The following is a 14,201-nucleotide window of genomic DNA, read 5'->3' as shown; positions in this document are numbered from 1 at the left end:
AAGGTCATTATACTTATCCTATGGTGGCGCAATTTTCAACTGGAATATTGGCGCACTTTTCAATTAGTATCTACATTTTGACGGTAAAGGGGTTAGCTATTTTCAATTCAACAAAATGATATACAACAACTAATAGGTATCACAGAGTTCAATGAAGAGCAGTCCATATTACAGAACATTTTCCACATTTCTGCTTTACTCCTAGCAACATCCCATTATGAAATTCCATGAAACTTTCATTCAACCTCCTCACATTCTTCTCACTCGTTCCGCTTCGCATCATCACCTGCACCCATACTCTCAAGATACTGCAATTCCCGTTCCGCAAACTCACGATTCTCCTCCTCTCCCAGCATTTGATAGAGCAGTTCCCTAGCTTGCGAATAATATTTCAAGTTTACTAATACTTGTGCTGCCCTGCGCCGAAGAAAATGATAAAGTGGAAACAAGGTATTCTTTTCATCACCATACATCTTTATCTGACTGCCAACCAAACTCACCATAGAATAAATATACTCAAGAGCTCCTGTATCCTTCATTTCGACGAGACAGTTGGTAAAATCACGAATCGCATGAATGGATGAATTTCTTTTAGCATTAGTCAAATAATAATAAGCCTTTTCAAAATGCCCTAATGTGAGATAAACAAAACCGATATGATAACAAATCACATAATATTCTTCCTTGCCACGCTCCGGCAATTCTGTCCAGTGGACTTGATAATACCGAAAAATAGAAAGATAACACCCCAACGCCTGAAGATAACATTGCTGCCTGAAAAATTTCTTCCCCCAATAAATAGTAGTCTGCAAGGTAGGCTCGGTATAAGCCAGCAACGCCTGTTGTTCCTCCGTCAGTTCGTCAAACTGTTTGTTTGCCGCTTTTTCTTTAGCATCGTCCAACATATATTTCAACTCCCAATAATCATCATGATCCGTTGTCAATCTTACCTCAATCATACTACTGAATACTCTGCCTTTTTGGGTTTCATCGAAAAAAGCATCTACCCTGTCCGTCCGCATAGCCGACAACTTATAATAAAGAGACCGTTCATTACTGCCTTCAGCTTTTTCCAATGCAATCACCAACTGCCCTTCAGCAAGTGTGATACAGATCAGAGCATCTTTTCCCGCCTGTCCTTTTTCATCCATCACAGCATCCTTCAACCGAAAAGAAAGAATAGACAATAATTCGGTACGCCTCTCTATCCGCCCATTGCAAACCAGTGTCATTCCCTTTATATCTTCCTGTTTCACTGTACCAAAAAGAGAAAGAATATCCTCTATCTGATCCATATCTTGCCGGGAAACATCGACAGGTTCCAACAGCTTACCATGTCCAATCTCCAATTTTCGTCTCAACAAAGCCAAGCGATTTTCGAATTCTTTTTTCACCAACATGTCTTGTATTGAAGCAGATTGTTCTGCCAACTCTTTAAAACTACGGGCTATCATAAAAGATGACTCAAGCAATACCCGCAAATGTTGTTTTAACTGAGTTTCACTGCCCGACAAGAACAGACAGGCAGACAGACAAGCCGTAAAAGGTGTCTCACTTTCTCCATCCTCATGACTTTTACGCAAATAGCAAGTCCAAGCTGTGTATCGGCAGTTAATGTTGTTAATGTCAAAAACTATTTTTTTAGACTGTTCATAGCTACATGCGTAAAAATCTTTATAATATAACTGAATATTCTGACCTGTTTTTTCTCTTAACAAATGAAAATAACCTCCTTGAAAACCGATGATAATGGCATCAGCATCAATTCTCTTCACTAGTTCACAGTGCATGGACTGCACGAACCTGATAAGTTCATCGGTGGTCATCGCCGAATAAATCTTTTCTTGCTGCTTTTTCGGCTTTGCAACAAAATAATAAACTGTTACGAAAACCACCATCATAGATACGAAGACGACAGAAATAATCATATCTTGTTACAGTTAATCTTTGTATGTCTGTAAAAATACAAAATTAATCGGGAAATGTTAGAAGTGATAGGATATTTTAATGAATTCCCCTAAGAAGTTACTTAAAAATCCGGTTCAATCAATTCCTTCCGATGCATCCGGTGCCACCTCCACAAAATCATAAGACATAGAGGAAATTCCATTGGAGATATTCTGAAATACCTAAAAATAGGGATTGTCCATATCCATATTTTCATCGAACTTTGCAACCCCAAAAAACGAACAAATGAAGATACTTTATATAATACTGTTCATACAAATAGGATGGATATTTCCCCTCTCCGCACAAAAACAAGATTCCATTTATATCGGAACGCGTCATACATTGTTTTCTGAAATACTGAATGAAGAAAGAAAATATTGGATTTATGTACCTGAGACCAAAGCTGGTGAAAAAGGAAAGGCTTATCCGGTTCTTTATCTATTGGATGGAGATTCCTTCTTTCATTCCGTGGTTGGTTTTACGCGTTTCTTCTCTTCTTCTAAAACCTCAAACTTACCTCCTTGCATCGTTGTGGCTGTTTTAAACACAGACCGGACCAGAGATTTCACTCCTACTTGCTCAGCCGCCCGCCGGGATGGTACCATTTGTCCCTATGATAAGCCGGCAGGTGGTGGAGCTGAACAGTTCCATCGCTTTCTGATAGAGGAACTACGTCTGGAAGTGGAAAATAAAGTTCCTGCCAACGGTACAAACTTTCTTGTCGGACATTCATACGCAGGTTTATTTACCCTACAGACACTGTCAAATCATCCCGAGTCTTTTGACTCGTATATAGCAATAGACCCAAGTTTATGGTGGGACCGAGGAGTCTTTCTGCAACAAGCAGCAAAGAATGTTTATCAAAAAGACTTCTCCGGCAAACATTTGTATGTTGCTTTCGCCACCCGCCAACGTCCTGCAATCAAACTTATCCAGTTTTCATTGGCCGACAGCTTAAAAAATAAGATCATCCCTGAAATGAAAAACAAGCATTTGCATGTCGTTTATAAAAAATTTCCCGACGAGGTGCATGGCACCATTGCTCTTCCTGCCATTTTCGATGGATTAAAATCTCTATTTCATAACACTATTTCAACCAAAGAGGCAACATGATAATTTCTTGCAGTATTCGGTTTCTCATCTGTTACAAATACGCTCCGGTTTACTATTGGTAAAAATAACATAACTGATGCCTATATTGTAGCCACTCGCTCAATTCCGGGGTATTGCACGGCTATAATTCTCACATCCCCTTCTGTTTAACATCAATTTAAGATTTCAAATTCTATACTTATCATTTTCTAGAATAACAGATTGAGACATTGTATCAACCTTGGCTACAGATTTATGCTATTCTTTCCGGAAATCATGTAATTAGGGTTATAACATCTGTAATTTATCTACACTGTATTTTCAGTCATGTACTTATCTTTGCATCAAGATTCTGGAATTCAAAACTTAATAAAATCAAGTGATAATGAAACGTATACCAGTCATCATGATTGCAAGTTTATTTGTTATAGGAATACCTGCCATAACACAGTCCGATCCGGTTCCCAAGAAAAATGGTAATAAGTATGTGCTTTACGAAAAACGTACAGATAACGGGGCGGTCTGTCACCTATTTCAAGCGCAACAAGCGAATGGATGTTTGGAAAAACCGATGGTAAAGGGTACACTGTTTCGCTGTGGTGTATGGCACATGGAAGAAATCAAAGGAAACCCGAAATCACAAGAGGCATACAAAACGAGTAAACAAGTATAGGAAAAAAGAATATTATGACATTAGATGATTTTTTGAATCATATTGAAGCCGGCGGTGCACTCAATACACCGGAAATCTATCGGCTGATGGATGAAATGAGCGATGAAGCCCGGCGCGTTACCTGTGAGATAAACAACTCGTACCATTCACAAGAAGAATTGCGTGCGTTCATGTCGCGCCTGACCGGTAAACCTGTGGACGAAACATTCAAGATGTTTCCTCCGTTCTACACAGACTTCGGCAAGAATATTACCATCGGGCGTCGTGTCTTTATCAATGCCGGTTGCCACTTCCAGGATCATGGCGGTGTGACGTTGGGTGACGGCTGTCTTATCGGGCATAATGTGGTCTTTGCCACGCTCAATCACGGTACGGCTCCCGAAGACCGCGGGGCGATGTATCCGGCGCCTATCCGGTTAGGCAAAAATGTATGGGTAGGTTCCAACTCCACCATCCTGCGGGGTGTGACCGTGGGTGACAACGCCATTATCGCCGCCGGATCTGTGGTGACGAAAGACGTAGCGGCCAACACGGTTGTAGGAGGTGTACCGGCAAGGCATATCCGAGATATCGACAGGAACGAAAAGTGATAGCCTATGGAATCGGAATCACTAACCAACCATACTGCCATCCTTGTCAGATCCATCCGAACGGTACACCATACTGAACGGGTTGTGCGGATTGGTTCTACCGGGCATTACACTGACCAACTTTCCGGAGTTCTCGTTGTATTCCCTTCTTCCGGTTGAAACGACGAGTGCCATGCCTACTGCCGGAGTCGACCGTATCATAATCTGCAATACATCTTTATCGACGGCAGATTTTGCACAAGACTCTTGCTACTGTTCGATATCGGTTTCTCCATCATCATCACCAATGCGGCAAGAAAAAGAGGCTGATTTTCCTGATCTGCTTGAAGTGGGAACGTTGGATGAGATGCATGTAAAATAATGTCTGTAATTGAGGTTATACAATCAGTAATCCATCTACCGGCTTTTCCTGTAATCCGCTGTAATTTTGCACTATGAAAAGAAAACAAGAAACAATAAAAATTTAAATTACATCGGTTATGAAACGTACAACTATTTTAATGGCTGCTTTCCTCTGCCTCTTCAGCCTGACGGAAAGCCCGGCACAAAACACTCACAAAAATATGGAACTGTTAAATCTGACACAGGAATGGGACAAGACGTTCCCGAAGAGCGACAAGGTGAACCATAGCAAAGTGACTTTCGTAAATCGTTACGGCATCACGCTCGCTGCCGACCTGTATGCACCGAAAACGATTTTCGGAGGTAAGCTGCCTGCTATTGCTGTCAGCGGTCCGTTTGGAGCTGTAAAGGAACAGTCGTCGGGGCTGTATGCCCAGACATTGGCCGAACGAGGATTCCTGACGATTGCTTTTGATCCTTCATTTACTGGTGAAAGCGGTGGACAGCCTCGCAGCGTAGCTTCGCCGGACATCAACACCGAAGACTTCTCGGCGGCGGTGGATTACCTCGCGACACGTCCGGATGTGGATGCCGAACGAATCGGCATCATTGGCATTTGTGGTTGGGGTGGTTTTGCTATCAATGCGGCTGCCAACGACACACGTATCAAGGCAACGGTAGCTTCCACAATGTACGACATTAGCCGCTGTACAGCAAACGGTTACTTCGATGCCGCTGACAATGCAGATGCACGTTACAAAATGCGTCAGGAGTTTAACGCCCAGCGCACGGAAGACTACCGTACCGACACTTATCCCCGCACCGTGACGAACCCGGAACCTACCGGTGATACGCCGCAGTTCATGAAGGATTATTATGATTATTACAAGACCGAACGAGGTTATCATCCTCGTTCCATCAACTCCGGTTTGGGCTGGAACAAAACCTCCAATCTTGCATTTCTCAACGCACCTATCCTTGCGTATGCCGATGAAATCCGCAGTGCCGTGTTGCTCATTCATGGAGAAAAAGCTCACTCCCGCTATTTTAGTGAGGATACTTTCAAGAAGCTGAAAGGCGATAATAAAGAATTGATGATTATTCCCGATGCCGTACATACGGATTTATATGACCGGACAGACATTATTCCATTCGATAAGCTGGAGGAATTTTTCAAAGAATACTTAAAATAGAAGGCTTCAAGAAAAAGGAATTGCCTATATCCTGATTGGCTTCAGTTCGCGGACGCAGCAATGTGAACATGACTTTTAAAATTAATAATGACTGACAACTAAAATAATATATCAAATGAAACTGATTAAAAATGCTGAATTCGGGGGCGAGCGTCCCTTGTTCGAGTCCCACGACCTTCGTCTGGAAAATGTGATTATTCGTACCGGTGAATCGGCCATCAAAGAATGTAGCAATATCGAAGCTGTAGATTGCCGCTTTGAGGGTAACTATCCCTTCTGGCATGTACACGGTTTCAAAATCGACCGTTGCTATTTCGATGTCGGAGGGCGTTCGGCATTGTGGTATTCCGATCACCTGAAGATGACCGACACGATTATCGACGCACCGAAGATGTTCCGTGAAATGGACGAAATAGATATCGAGAACGTAACGATGAACGATGCCGACGAAGTATTCTGGCGTTGTAATGGTATCCGCATCAAGAATCTCAAGCTGCACGGCGGAACTTATCCTTTCATGTTCAGCAACAACATTTATGTGGACGGACTGGAAAGCAACAGCAAGTATGTGTTCCAGTACGTGAAAAATGTAGAGATTCATCATGCAAAGATTACAACGAAGGATGCCTTCTGGGAAGTGGAAAATGTGACCATCTACGATTCCGAACTCAACGGCGAATACCTCGGCTGGCATTCGAAGAATCTACGTTTGGTCAACTGCCACATTACCGGTGAGCAACCGCTTTGCTATGCACACGACCTTATTCTTGAAAACTGTACCTTCGGACCTGACTGCGACCGTACCTTTGAGTACAGCACGTTGCAAGCCGATATTCACGGAGCTATTACAAATATCAAGAACCCGATGTCGGGATGCATTGTGGCTGACGAATTCGGTTCCATAACCATAGATGAGAACATCAAGGCTCCTGCCGATTGTGAAATCCGTCTCCGGGACGAGCGTACCTGTTTTACCGATTAAGATGAAGATATGAAATACAACTTTGACAAACAAATTTCAAGACGGGGAACCGATTCCTACAAATGGGATAGCGCAGAAAGCGAAAATGTATTGCCGATGTGGGTGGCTGACATGGATTTCCGTACAGCTCCCGCTATCGTCGATGCTTTACGCCGACGGGTAGAACACGGCATTTTCGGTTATACCCGTGTGCCCGACAGTTACTACGAGGCTGTTACAGGCTGGTTCGCACGTCGTCACGGTTGGACGATTGACCGTGAATGGATAATTTACACATCGGGCGTAGTCCCAGCCATCTCGGCAGTCATCAAGGCTTTGACCGTTCCGGGAGATAAGGTATTGGTGCAGACCCCGGTCTATAATTGTTTCTTTTCTTCAATCCGTAACAATGGGTGTGAAATGGTATCATCACCGTTGGTCTTTGCAAGTAATACTTTCACCATCGATTATGAAGATTTAGAGCGTAAGACTGCTGATCCGAAAGTGAAGGTGATGCTGCTGTGCAATCCTCACAATCCTGCCGGAAGGGTGTGGAAACGTGAAGAACTGGTACGTATTGGTGAAATTTGTATTCGACACGATGTTACGGTCGTTTCGGATGAGATTCATTGCGAACTGGTTTTTCCAGAGTACCGTTACACACCGTTTGCTTCCATCTCAGAAAATTTCCGTCACCATTCTGTAGTCTGTATATCTCCCAGTAAAGCGTTCAATATTGCCGGATTACAGATTGCGAACATTATTTGTGCTGATGCTAACCGTCGAGCGAAAATCGACCGGGCCATTAACGATAACGAAGTATGTGATGTCAATCCTTTTGGTGTAATTGCGACTCAAGTAGCTTACAACGAAGGGGAAGAGTGGCTGAACCAACTCATCAAATATTTACAGGCCAATTTTCTCTATATGCAGGAGTTCTGTCGGGAACATCTGCCTGAGTTTCCTATCACGGTATTGGAGGGAACCTATCTCGTTTGGATGGACTGTCACAGACTCGGCATACACTCGCAGGAACTCGAACAGCGATTGGTTAACGAAGCCGGATTATGGCTCAATGCAGGAACAATGTATGGGACTGAAGGAAAAGGATTCATGCGCTGGAATATCGCCTGCCCACGTACTACACTGGCAGAAGGATTGAAACGTTTTACTGGTTTCGTAAGAAATCTTTAAGAGATATATACGGCAAATTCATTTTTAATAGAACGCAACTATATAGTTTACCATACCAAGCATTACGTATAACAAAGTAAATAGTTGCGACTTAATTTTTTATCTCATTTTTTCTTTTCTTCCACAACTGATAACTATTGATGATGTTCTGCCACAAATTATATATCATAGAGTGTATTAATCTGATTATCAATAAGGAAGCCCACCTATTACTAACAGTGGGTAACAAAATAGTAACAAAAAAACGAAGAAATTCGCTTAGTGGTGGGCTTACGCTGCAAAGGTAACAAAAGCCCGCCAATCATAAAAATAAAGCTGGCGAAAAGAGAAACATTCTTTTTCTTTTCGCCAGCATCTATTTTGCTGTCAACACAAACAGGTTTAGTCCGTTTTGGATATCTATACAAAGCGATAAACTAAAACTCAATTTTCACCTACCTGAAAAAAAGTTCCTACTTCTTTTTGCTATTTAAAATATTGTTCGTTGTTTTGCGAACAACAAATAAAAAGGAGATATTGAAGTGAAAGATAAACCGTACACAGTAGAGCAGGAACAGATTGCTCGTTTTGCCAAAGCAATGGGACATCCCGCACGAATGGCTATTCTTGCTTTTTTAGCAAATCAAGAAAGTTGCTTCTTCGGTGATATACACGAAGTGCTGCCTATCGCTAAGGCAACCGTTTCTCAACATTTGAAAGAACTGAAAGAAGCTGGCTTAATTCAAGGAGAAATAGAAACGCCAAAAGTACGGTATTGTATCAACCGGGAAAATTGGGAACTCGCACGAAAGTTATTTACTACTTTTTTGGGGGATTGCCAATGTAAAGGTACATCGTGCTGTGAATAACAGCACCTTTTTTTAAAATCATTGTTCGTAGTTCTACGAATTACGATTATTATATTAACTTTAAAGTAGAATTAGAAATGGAAATCAAAGTATTAGGAACCGGGTGTTCAAGCTGTAAAGCATTGTATGAAACCACTAAACAAGCTATTTCAGAATTAGGCTGCGATGCAACACTAATCAAGGAAGAAGATTTATTGAAAATCATGGAGTACAACATTTTAGGTCTTCCGGCTTTGGTGATTGACGGAAAAGTTGTATCAGCCGGAAAAAGATTGTCCCTTTCGGAAGTAAAAGAGTTGATAACCAAATAAAAAATGAACTATGAGAAAGTTATTTTATCTACTGATTGCGATGCTGGTCTTAATGTCCTGTGGAAATGGTTCAAAGAAAAAAAACGAGGAAAACAAAGCGGAAGAAATACAGCCTAACCGCATTGAAGTTCTCTATTTTCATGGAGCGCAACGATGTATCACTTGCAGGGCGATTGAAGCCAATACAGTAGCCCTTTTGGATAGTCTTTATTCCCAAGAAAAAGCAAATGGCAAGATTATCTACAAAGTAGTAGATATTTCTAAGAAAGAGAATGAAGCGATTGCAGACAAGTACGAAGTTACATGGTCGTCTTTGTTTGTGAATGACTGGAAAGACGGAAAAGAGAATGTAAACAATATGACCGAGTTTAGTTTCTCCAATGCGAGAAATGCACCGGACAAGTTTAAAGAGGGAATTAAAAGCAAGATTGACGAATTGTTAAAACAGTTGTAAGATGGACTTTCTTCAATCATTATTAGATAGCAGTTCTGTTCCCGCTATTACAGCCTTTATATTGGGGATTTTAACGGCAGTTAGCCCGTGCCCGCTGGCTACAAACATAACGGCAATAGGATTTATAAGCAAGGATATAGAAAACCGTCACCGGATTTTTATAAACGGGTTGCTCTACACTTTCGGCAGAATAGTGACCTATACGGTTCTTGGCTTTATTCTTATTCCTATTCTTCGTGAGGGCGCAAGTATGTTTATGGTGCAAAAAGCTGTAAGCAAATACGGGGAAATGCTGATTGCTCCGGTGTTAATCATCATTGGAATATTTATGCTTGATATAATAAAACTCAATCTACCCAAAATTAATATCGGTGGGGAAAGCCTGAAAAAGAAAACTAAAGGCGGTTGGGGAGCTATGTTGTTGGGGGTCTTATTCGCTCTTGCTTTTTGTCCTACCAGTGGAGTATTTTATTTCGGTATGCTTATCCCTCTATCAGCAGCAGAAACAGGCGGCTATCTCTTACCTGTAATCTATGCTATTGCTACGGGATTACCTGTAATCCTTTTTGCATGGATTTTAGCTTATAGTGTTGCCGGACTGGGGAAGTTTTACAACCGAATACAGATATTTGAGAAATGGTTTCGCAAAATAGTTGCTATTCTCTTTATCGCAGTTGGAATATATTACGCAATAGTATTTTATCTATAAATAAACATTAAGTATCATTTTAAATAAAAAACAGTATGAAAAAGATAGAAATTTTCGACCCGGCAATGTGCTGCCCTACGGGTCTTTGTGGAACAAACATCAATCCTGAATTGATGCGTATTGCGGTAGTAATCGAATCATTGAAGAAACAAGGTATCATCGTTACCCGCCACAATTTACGTGACGAACCACAAGTATACGTAAGCAATAAGACGGTGAACGACTTCCTGCAAAAGCATGGTGCGGACGCACTGCCTATTACTTTAGTAGATGGAGAAATAGCTGTTTCACAAACCTATCCTACCACCAAACAAATGAGTGAATGGACGGGGGTCAATTTAGATTTTATGCCAGTTAAATAAGTATTCACCAATTAATTATTTAAGAAAAATGAGAACATTCAATTTATCAGATATAGAATTGACAAAATACCTTTTCTTCACCGGAAAAGGCGGTGTGGGCAAAACTTCTATTGCCTGTGCTACTGCGGTAGGTTTGGCAGATAATGGTAAGAAAATACTTCTTATCAGCACAGACCCGGCTTCAAACCTGCAAGATGTCTTTAATCAAACTTTAAACGGACACGGCACGGATATTCAGGAAGTACCCGGCTTAACTGTAGTTAATCTCGACCCGGAACAAGCTGCTGCCGAATACAGGGAAAGCGTTATTGCGCCTTTCCGAGGAAAACTGCCCGATAGTGTTATCCAAAATATGGAAGAACAACTTTCAGGTTCTTGCACGGTAGAAATTGCTGCTTTCAATCAATTTTCCGATTTTATCACGGATGCTGATAAAGCAAAAGAATATGACCATATCATCTTTGATACAGCCCCAACGGGACATACATTGCGAATGCTACAACTACCATCGGCTTGGAGTACGTTTATTAGCGAAAGTACGCACGGTGCATCATGCTTAGGGCAATTATCCGGTTTGGAAGAAAGGAAAGGCATCTATAAGCAAGCGGTTGAAACACTCTCGGATGCAAATGCAACTCGCTTAGTGTTGGTAAGTCGTCCCGAAATCGCACCTTTGAAAGAAGCTGCCCGTTCTTCGCATGAATTACAATTACTGGGAATTAATAACCAGCTATTAGTAATCAACGGACTTTTGCTGCAATTAGATGAAGCCGATAGCGTATCGAAACAAATATATGACAGACAGCAAACCGCCCTGAAACAAACCCCTGCGGAACTGCTGGATTACCCCTCTTATTCTGTTCCTTTACGGTCGTATAATCTATCTAACATTGCAAATATCCGCCGGATGCTATACGATGATAATTTAACAGACAATGCGGATTATCAACGGATTACTGATGCAAAAGGTATAGACGAATTGGTTAATGACCTCTATCAGTCAGGGAAAAGAGTTGTATTTACTATGGGAAAGGGTGGCGTAGGTAAAACAACGTTAGCCACGGAAATAGCCCTGAAATTAACTAAACTGGGTGCAAAGGTGCATCTAACCACCACTGACCCGGCAAACCACCTGAATTACAACCTTGCAGTTCAGGCAGGTATTACAGTAAGCCGCATTGATGAAGCGGAAGTACTGGAAGCCTATAAAAACGAAGTTCGTAGTAAAGCTGCGGAAACAATGACTGCCGAAGATATGGAATACATAGAGGAAGATTTGCGTTCACCGTGTACGCAAGAAATCGCAGTGTTCCGGGCTTTTGCCGAAATCGTAGACAAAGCGGAAAATGAAATTGTTGTGATTGATACCGCACCTACCGGACACACCTTGTTACTGCTGGATGCAACGGAAAGCTACCACAAGGAAGTACAACGCACGCATGGCGATTCTCCTGCTTCGGTAAGAAAATTATTACCACGTTTAAGAAACCAGCAAGAAACGGAAGTTGTTATTGTGACCTTGCCCGAAGCAACCCCCGTCTTTGAAGCCGAACGTTTGCAAAAGGATTTACAGCGTGCGGGAATTAATAACAAATGGTGGGTTGTAAACGCTTGTTTATCATTAACCGATACGGAAAATTCTTTTTTGCGGGCAAAGGCACAAAATGAATTGACTTGGATTAAGAAAGTAGAAGAATTGTCAAAGGGAAACGCTGCCCTGATAGCTTGGAAAAATAATTGAGAATATGAGAATTTTAATCCTTTGTACTGGAAATAGTTGCCGTAGCCAAATGGCACACGGCTTATTACAATCATTTGACAGTAAACTGGAAGTCTTTTCAGCAGGAACAAAGCCTGCTGAAAAGGTTAATCCGATGGCAGTAAAGGTTATGACTGAAATAGGTATTGATTTAGCCCAACATACCCCTAAAAGTGTCAATCTATATGTAGGAAAAAAATGGGACTATGTTATTACGGTCTGCGGTGGTGCAAACGAAAGCTGTCCTATGTTTACTGGTGAAGTAAAAAACAGGTTGCATATTGGGTTTGACGACCCATCGGAAGCAACCGGAAGTCCGGAATTTATCGACAATGAATTTCATCGGGTACGGGATGAAATAAAAGCCCGTTTCTATGACTTCTATCTAAATGAATTAAAACCGCAATTAAACTAAATAGTTGTTGTTATGGAAAAGAAACAAGGAATTGGATTTTTTGAAAAATACTTAACCATTTGGGTTGCCTTGTGCATTGTTATCGGAATTGCTGTGGGGCAATGGCTCCCGGTAATCCCGCAAACATTAAGCAAGCTTGAATACGCCAACGTGTCGATACCCGTAGCTATCCTGATATGGTTAATGATTTACCCGATGATGCTAAAAGTGGATTTTCAAAGCGTTAAGAATGTCGGCAAACGTCCGAGAGGAATAATTGTCACCTGTGTTACAAATTGGCTTATAAAACCGTTTACCATGTTCGGGATAGCTTATTTGTTCTTCTATGTCATTTTTAAAACTTTTATACCTGCCGAATTAGCAGAAGAATATTTAGCCGGAGCGGTATTATTGGGGGCTGCACCTTGCACGGCTATGGTATTCGTGTGGAGTTATCTCACTAAAGGGGATGCCGCTTATACGCTGGTACAAGTTGCAGTGAACGATTTAATCATATTGATAGCGTTTGCTCCTATCGTTGCTTTCTTGCTGGGGGTTGGCGGCGTATCTATTCCGTGGGACACTTTAATGTTATCTGTTGGCTTGTTTGTTGTGATACCACTTGCTGCTGGGGTCATTACCCGCATAATGATTATACGCCGTAAAGGGATAGAATACTTCAATAATGTATTTATTAAGAAGTTTGATAATTATACGGTGGGTGGGCTGTTATTGACACTTATCATCCTATTTTCATTTCAGGGAGAAACGATACTGAACAATCCTCTGCATATCGTATTGATTGCAGTTCCGCTCGTGCTGCAAACGGTTCTGATATTCTTCGTTGCCTACGGTTGGGCGAAATGGTGGAAATTACCCCATGATATTGCTGCGCCTGCCGGAATGATTGGAGCAAGTAATTTCTTTGAATTAGCGGTTGCTGTGGCTATTTCTCTATTCGGTTTACAATCCGGGGCTGCATTGGCTACGGTGGTAGGTGTGCTGGTTGAAGTTCCGGTTATGTTGATGTTGGTAAGGATTGCAAATAATACACGGAAATGGTTTCCGATTACAAAATAATTGTAGATAAAAAGGAGAATGTTTTTGTTTTACTATCACTTAGTTTACCGTTGACAACAGCAAGTATGTGTATGGCAAGACCTGTGATTTAAGTGATGATGATGTCTACAGTTTCTATGGCTTAAAGTACATCCGACTAGTGACATCAATAAAACTAAAGTAAATGCTATTCCTAGAATTCTCATATTATTGTTGATTTTGAGTTTATTTTATAGGTACTGTCCAAAATTTTGTGTAAATGGAAACAGGATTCAGTTGTAAGTTTGTTCTTATATCTGGATTCTGTTTT

16 protein-coding genes are annotated in these 14,201 nt (G+C 41.4%); 14 read left to right on the top strand and 2 right to left on the bottom strand.

Annotation, left to right across the window (positions count from 1 at the left end; all coding sequences use genetic code 11):
- Positions 1-260: 260 nt before the first annotated feature.
- Complete coding sequence (locus AB5062_RS21755; RefSeq protein WP_008670115.1) at positions 261-1,928, bottom strand: hypothetical protein; 1,668 nt, start codon at positions 1,926-1,928, stop codon at positions 261-263.
- Positions 1,929-2,193: 265 nt separating this feature from the next.
- On the opposite strand from AB5062_RS21755, the gene AB5062_RS21750 reads away from it, so the two are divergent.
- The 3 genes from AB5062_RS21750 (at position 2,194) to AB5062_RS21740 (ending at position 4,305) form a co-directional block, all read left to right on the top strand.
- A complete protein-coding gene (locus AB5062_RS21750; protein ID WP_005851223.1) occupies positions 2,194-3,063 on the top strand; it encodes an alpha/beta hydrolase in 870 nt (289 codons plus the stop codon).
- Positions 3,064-3,427: 364 nt separating this feature from the next.
- On the top strand, positions 3,428-3,715 hold the full coding sequence (locus AB5062_RS21745; RefSeq protein ID WP_012056051.1) for a hypothetical protein: 288 nt from the start codon (positions 3,428-3,430) through the stop codon (positions 3,713-3,715).
- A gap of 14 nt (positions 3,716-3,729) precedes the next feature.
- On the top strand, positions 3,730-4,305 hold the full coding sequence (locus AB5062_RS21740; protein ID WP_005851219.1) for a DapH/DapD/GlmU-related protein: 576 nt from the start codon (positions 3,730-3,732) through the stop codon (positions 4,303-4,305).
- Between the two features lie 21 nt (positions 4,306-4,326).
- Here AB5062_RS21740 and AB5062_RS21735 read toward each other — a convergent pair whose 3' ends face one another.
- On the bottom strand, positions 4,327-4,506 hold the full coding sequence (locus AB5062_RS21735; RefSeq protein WP_032953604.1) for a hypothetical protein: 180 nt from the start codon (positions 4,504-4,506) through the stop codon (positions 4,327-4,329).
- Between the two features lie 278 nt (positions 4,507-4,784).
- On the opposite strand from AB5062_RS21735, the gene AB5062_RS21730 reads away from it, so the two are divergent.
- From AB5062_RS21730 to arsB, 11 genes are all read left to right on the top strand, one after another.
- Positions 4,785-5,840 carry an alpha/beta hydrolase gene (locus tag AB5062_RS21730; protein WP_032953605.1) on the top strand — a complete coding sequence of 352 codons (1,056 nt, stop codon included), beginning with the start codon at positions 4,785-4,787 and terminating at the stop codon, positions 5,838-5,840.
- 115 nt (positions 5,841-5,955) lie between these two features.
- A complete protein-coding gene (locus AB5062_RS21725; RefSeq protein ID WP_005839465.1) occupies positions 5,956-6,822 on the top strand; it encodes a DUF3737 family protein in 867 nt (288 codons plus the stop codon).
- Positions 6,823-6,831: 9 nt separating this feature from the next.
- On the top strand, positions 6,832-7,995 hold the full coding sequence (locus AB5062_RS21720; RefSeq protein ID WP_005839466.1) for a MalY/PatB family protein: 1,164 nt from the start codon (positions 6,832-6,834) through the stop codon (positions 7,993-7,995).
- 521 nt (positions 7,996-8,516) lie between these two features.
- Complete coding sequence (locus tag AB5062_RS21715) at positions 8,517-8,843, top strand: helix-turn-helix transcriptional regulator (protein WP_005839468.1); 327 nt, start codon at positions 8,517-8,519, stop codon at positions 8,841-8,843.
- Positions 8,844-8,920: 77 nt separating this feature from the next.
- Positions 8,921-9,154 (top strand): thioredoxin family protein, encoded by a 234-nt coding sequence (locus AB5062_RS21710; protein WP_005839471.1) that lies wholly within the window; start codon positions 8,921-8,923, stop codon positions 9,152-9,154.
- A gap of 10 nt (positions 9,155-9,164) precedes the next feature.
- On the top strand, positions 9,165-9,608 hold the full coding sequence (locus AB5062_RS21705) for a nitrophenyl compound nitroreductase subunit ArsF family protein (RefSeq protein WP_032953606.1): 444 nt from the start codon (positions 9,165-9,167) through the stop codon (positions 9,606-9,608).
- A 1-nt stretch (position 9,609) separates the two neighbouring features.
- Positions 9,610-10,317, top strand: coding sequence for an aromatic aminobenezylarsenical efflux permease ArsG family transporter (locus AB5062_RS21700; protein WP_005839473.1), 708 nt, complete (start codon positions 9,610-9,612; stop codon positions 10,315-10,317).
- Positions 10,318-10,352: 35 nt separating this feature from the next.
- On the top strand, positions 10,353-10,679 hold the full coding sequence (gene arsD / locus AB5062_RS21695; RefSeq protein ID WP_008670121.1) for an arsenite efflux transporter metallochaperone ArsD: 327 nt from the start codon (positions 10,353-10,355) through the stop codon (positions 10,677-10,679).
- A gap of 28 nt (positions 10,680-10,707) precedes the next feature.
- The gene (arsA, locus tag AB5062_RS21690; protein ID WP_005839476.1) at positions 10,708-12,420 is read left to right on the top strand and encodes an arsenical pump-driving ATPase; all 1,713 of its coding nucleotides are present in this window, start codon (positions 10,708-10,710) and stop codon (positions 12,418-12,420) included.
- 4 nt (positions 12,421-12,424) lie between these two features.
- Entirely contained in the window at positions 12,425-12,853 is a 429-nt protein-coding gene (locus AB5062_RS21685; RefSeq protein WP_005839478.1) for an arsenate reductase ArsC, read from the top strand.
- Positions 12,854-12,865: 12 nt separating this feature from the next.
- Positions 12,866-13,912, top strand: a complete 1,047-nt coding sequence (gene arsB, locus AB5062_RS21680) for an ACR3 family arsenite efflux transporter (RefSeq protein WP_005839479.1) — start codon at positions 12,866-12,868, stop codon at positions 13,910-13,912.
- Positions 13,913-14,201 lie beyond the last annotated feature (289 nt).

It is taken from the genome of Phocaeicola sp. RTP21359st1_B8_RTP21360_211022 (assembly GCF_040911965.1).
Taxonomy (GTDB): Bacteria; Bacteroidota; Bacteroidia; order Bacteroidales; family Bacteroidaceae; genus Phocaeicola; species Phocaeicola vulgatus.
The sequence above is the reverse complement of the archived record's forward strand: the minus strand, read 5'-3'. Positions and strand labels throughout refer to the sequence as shown.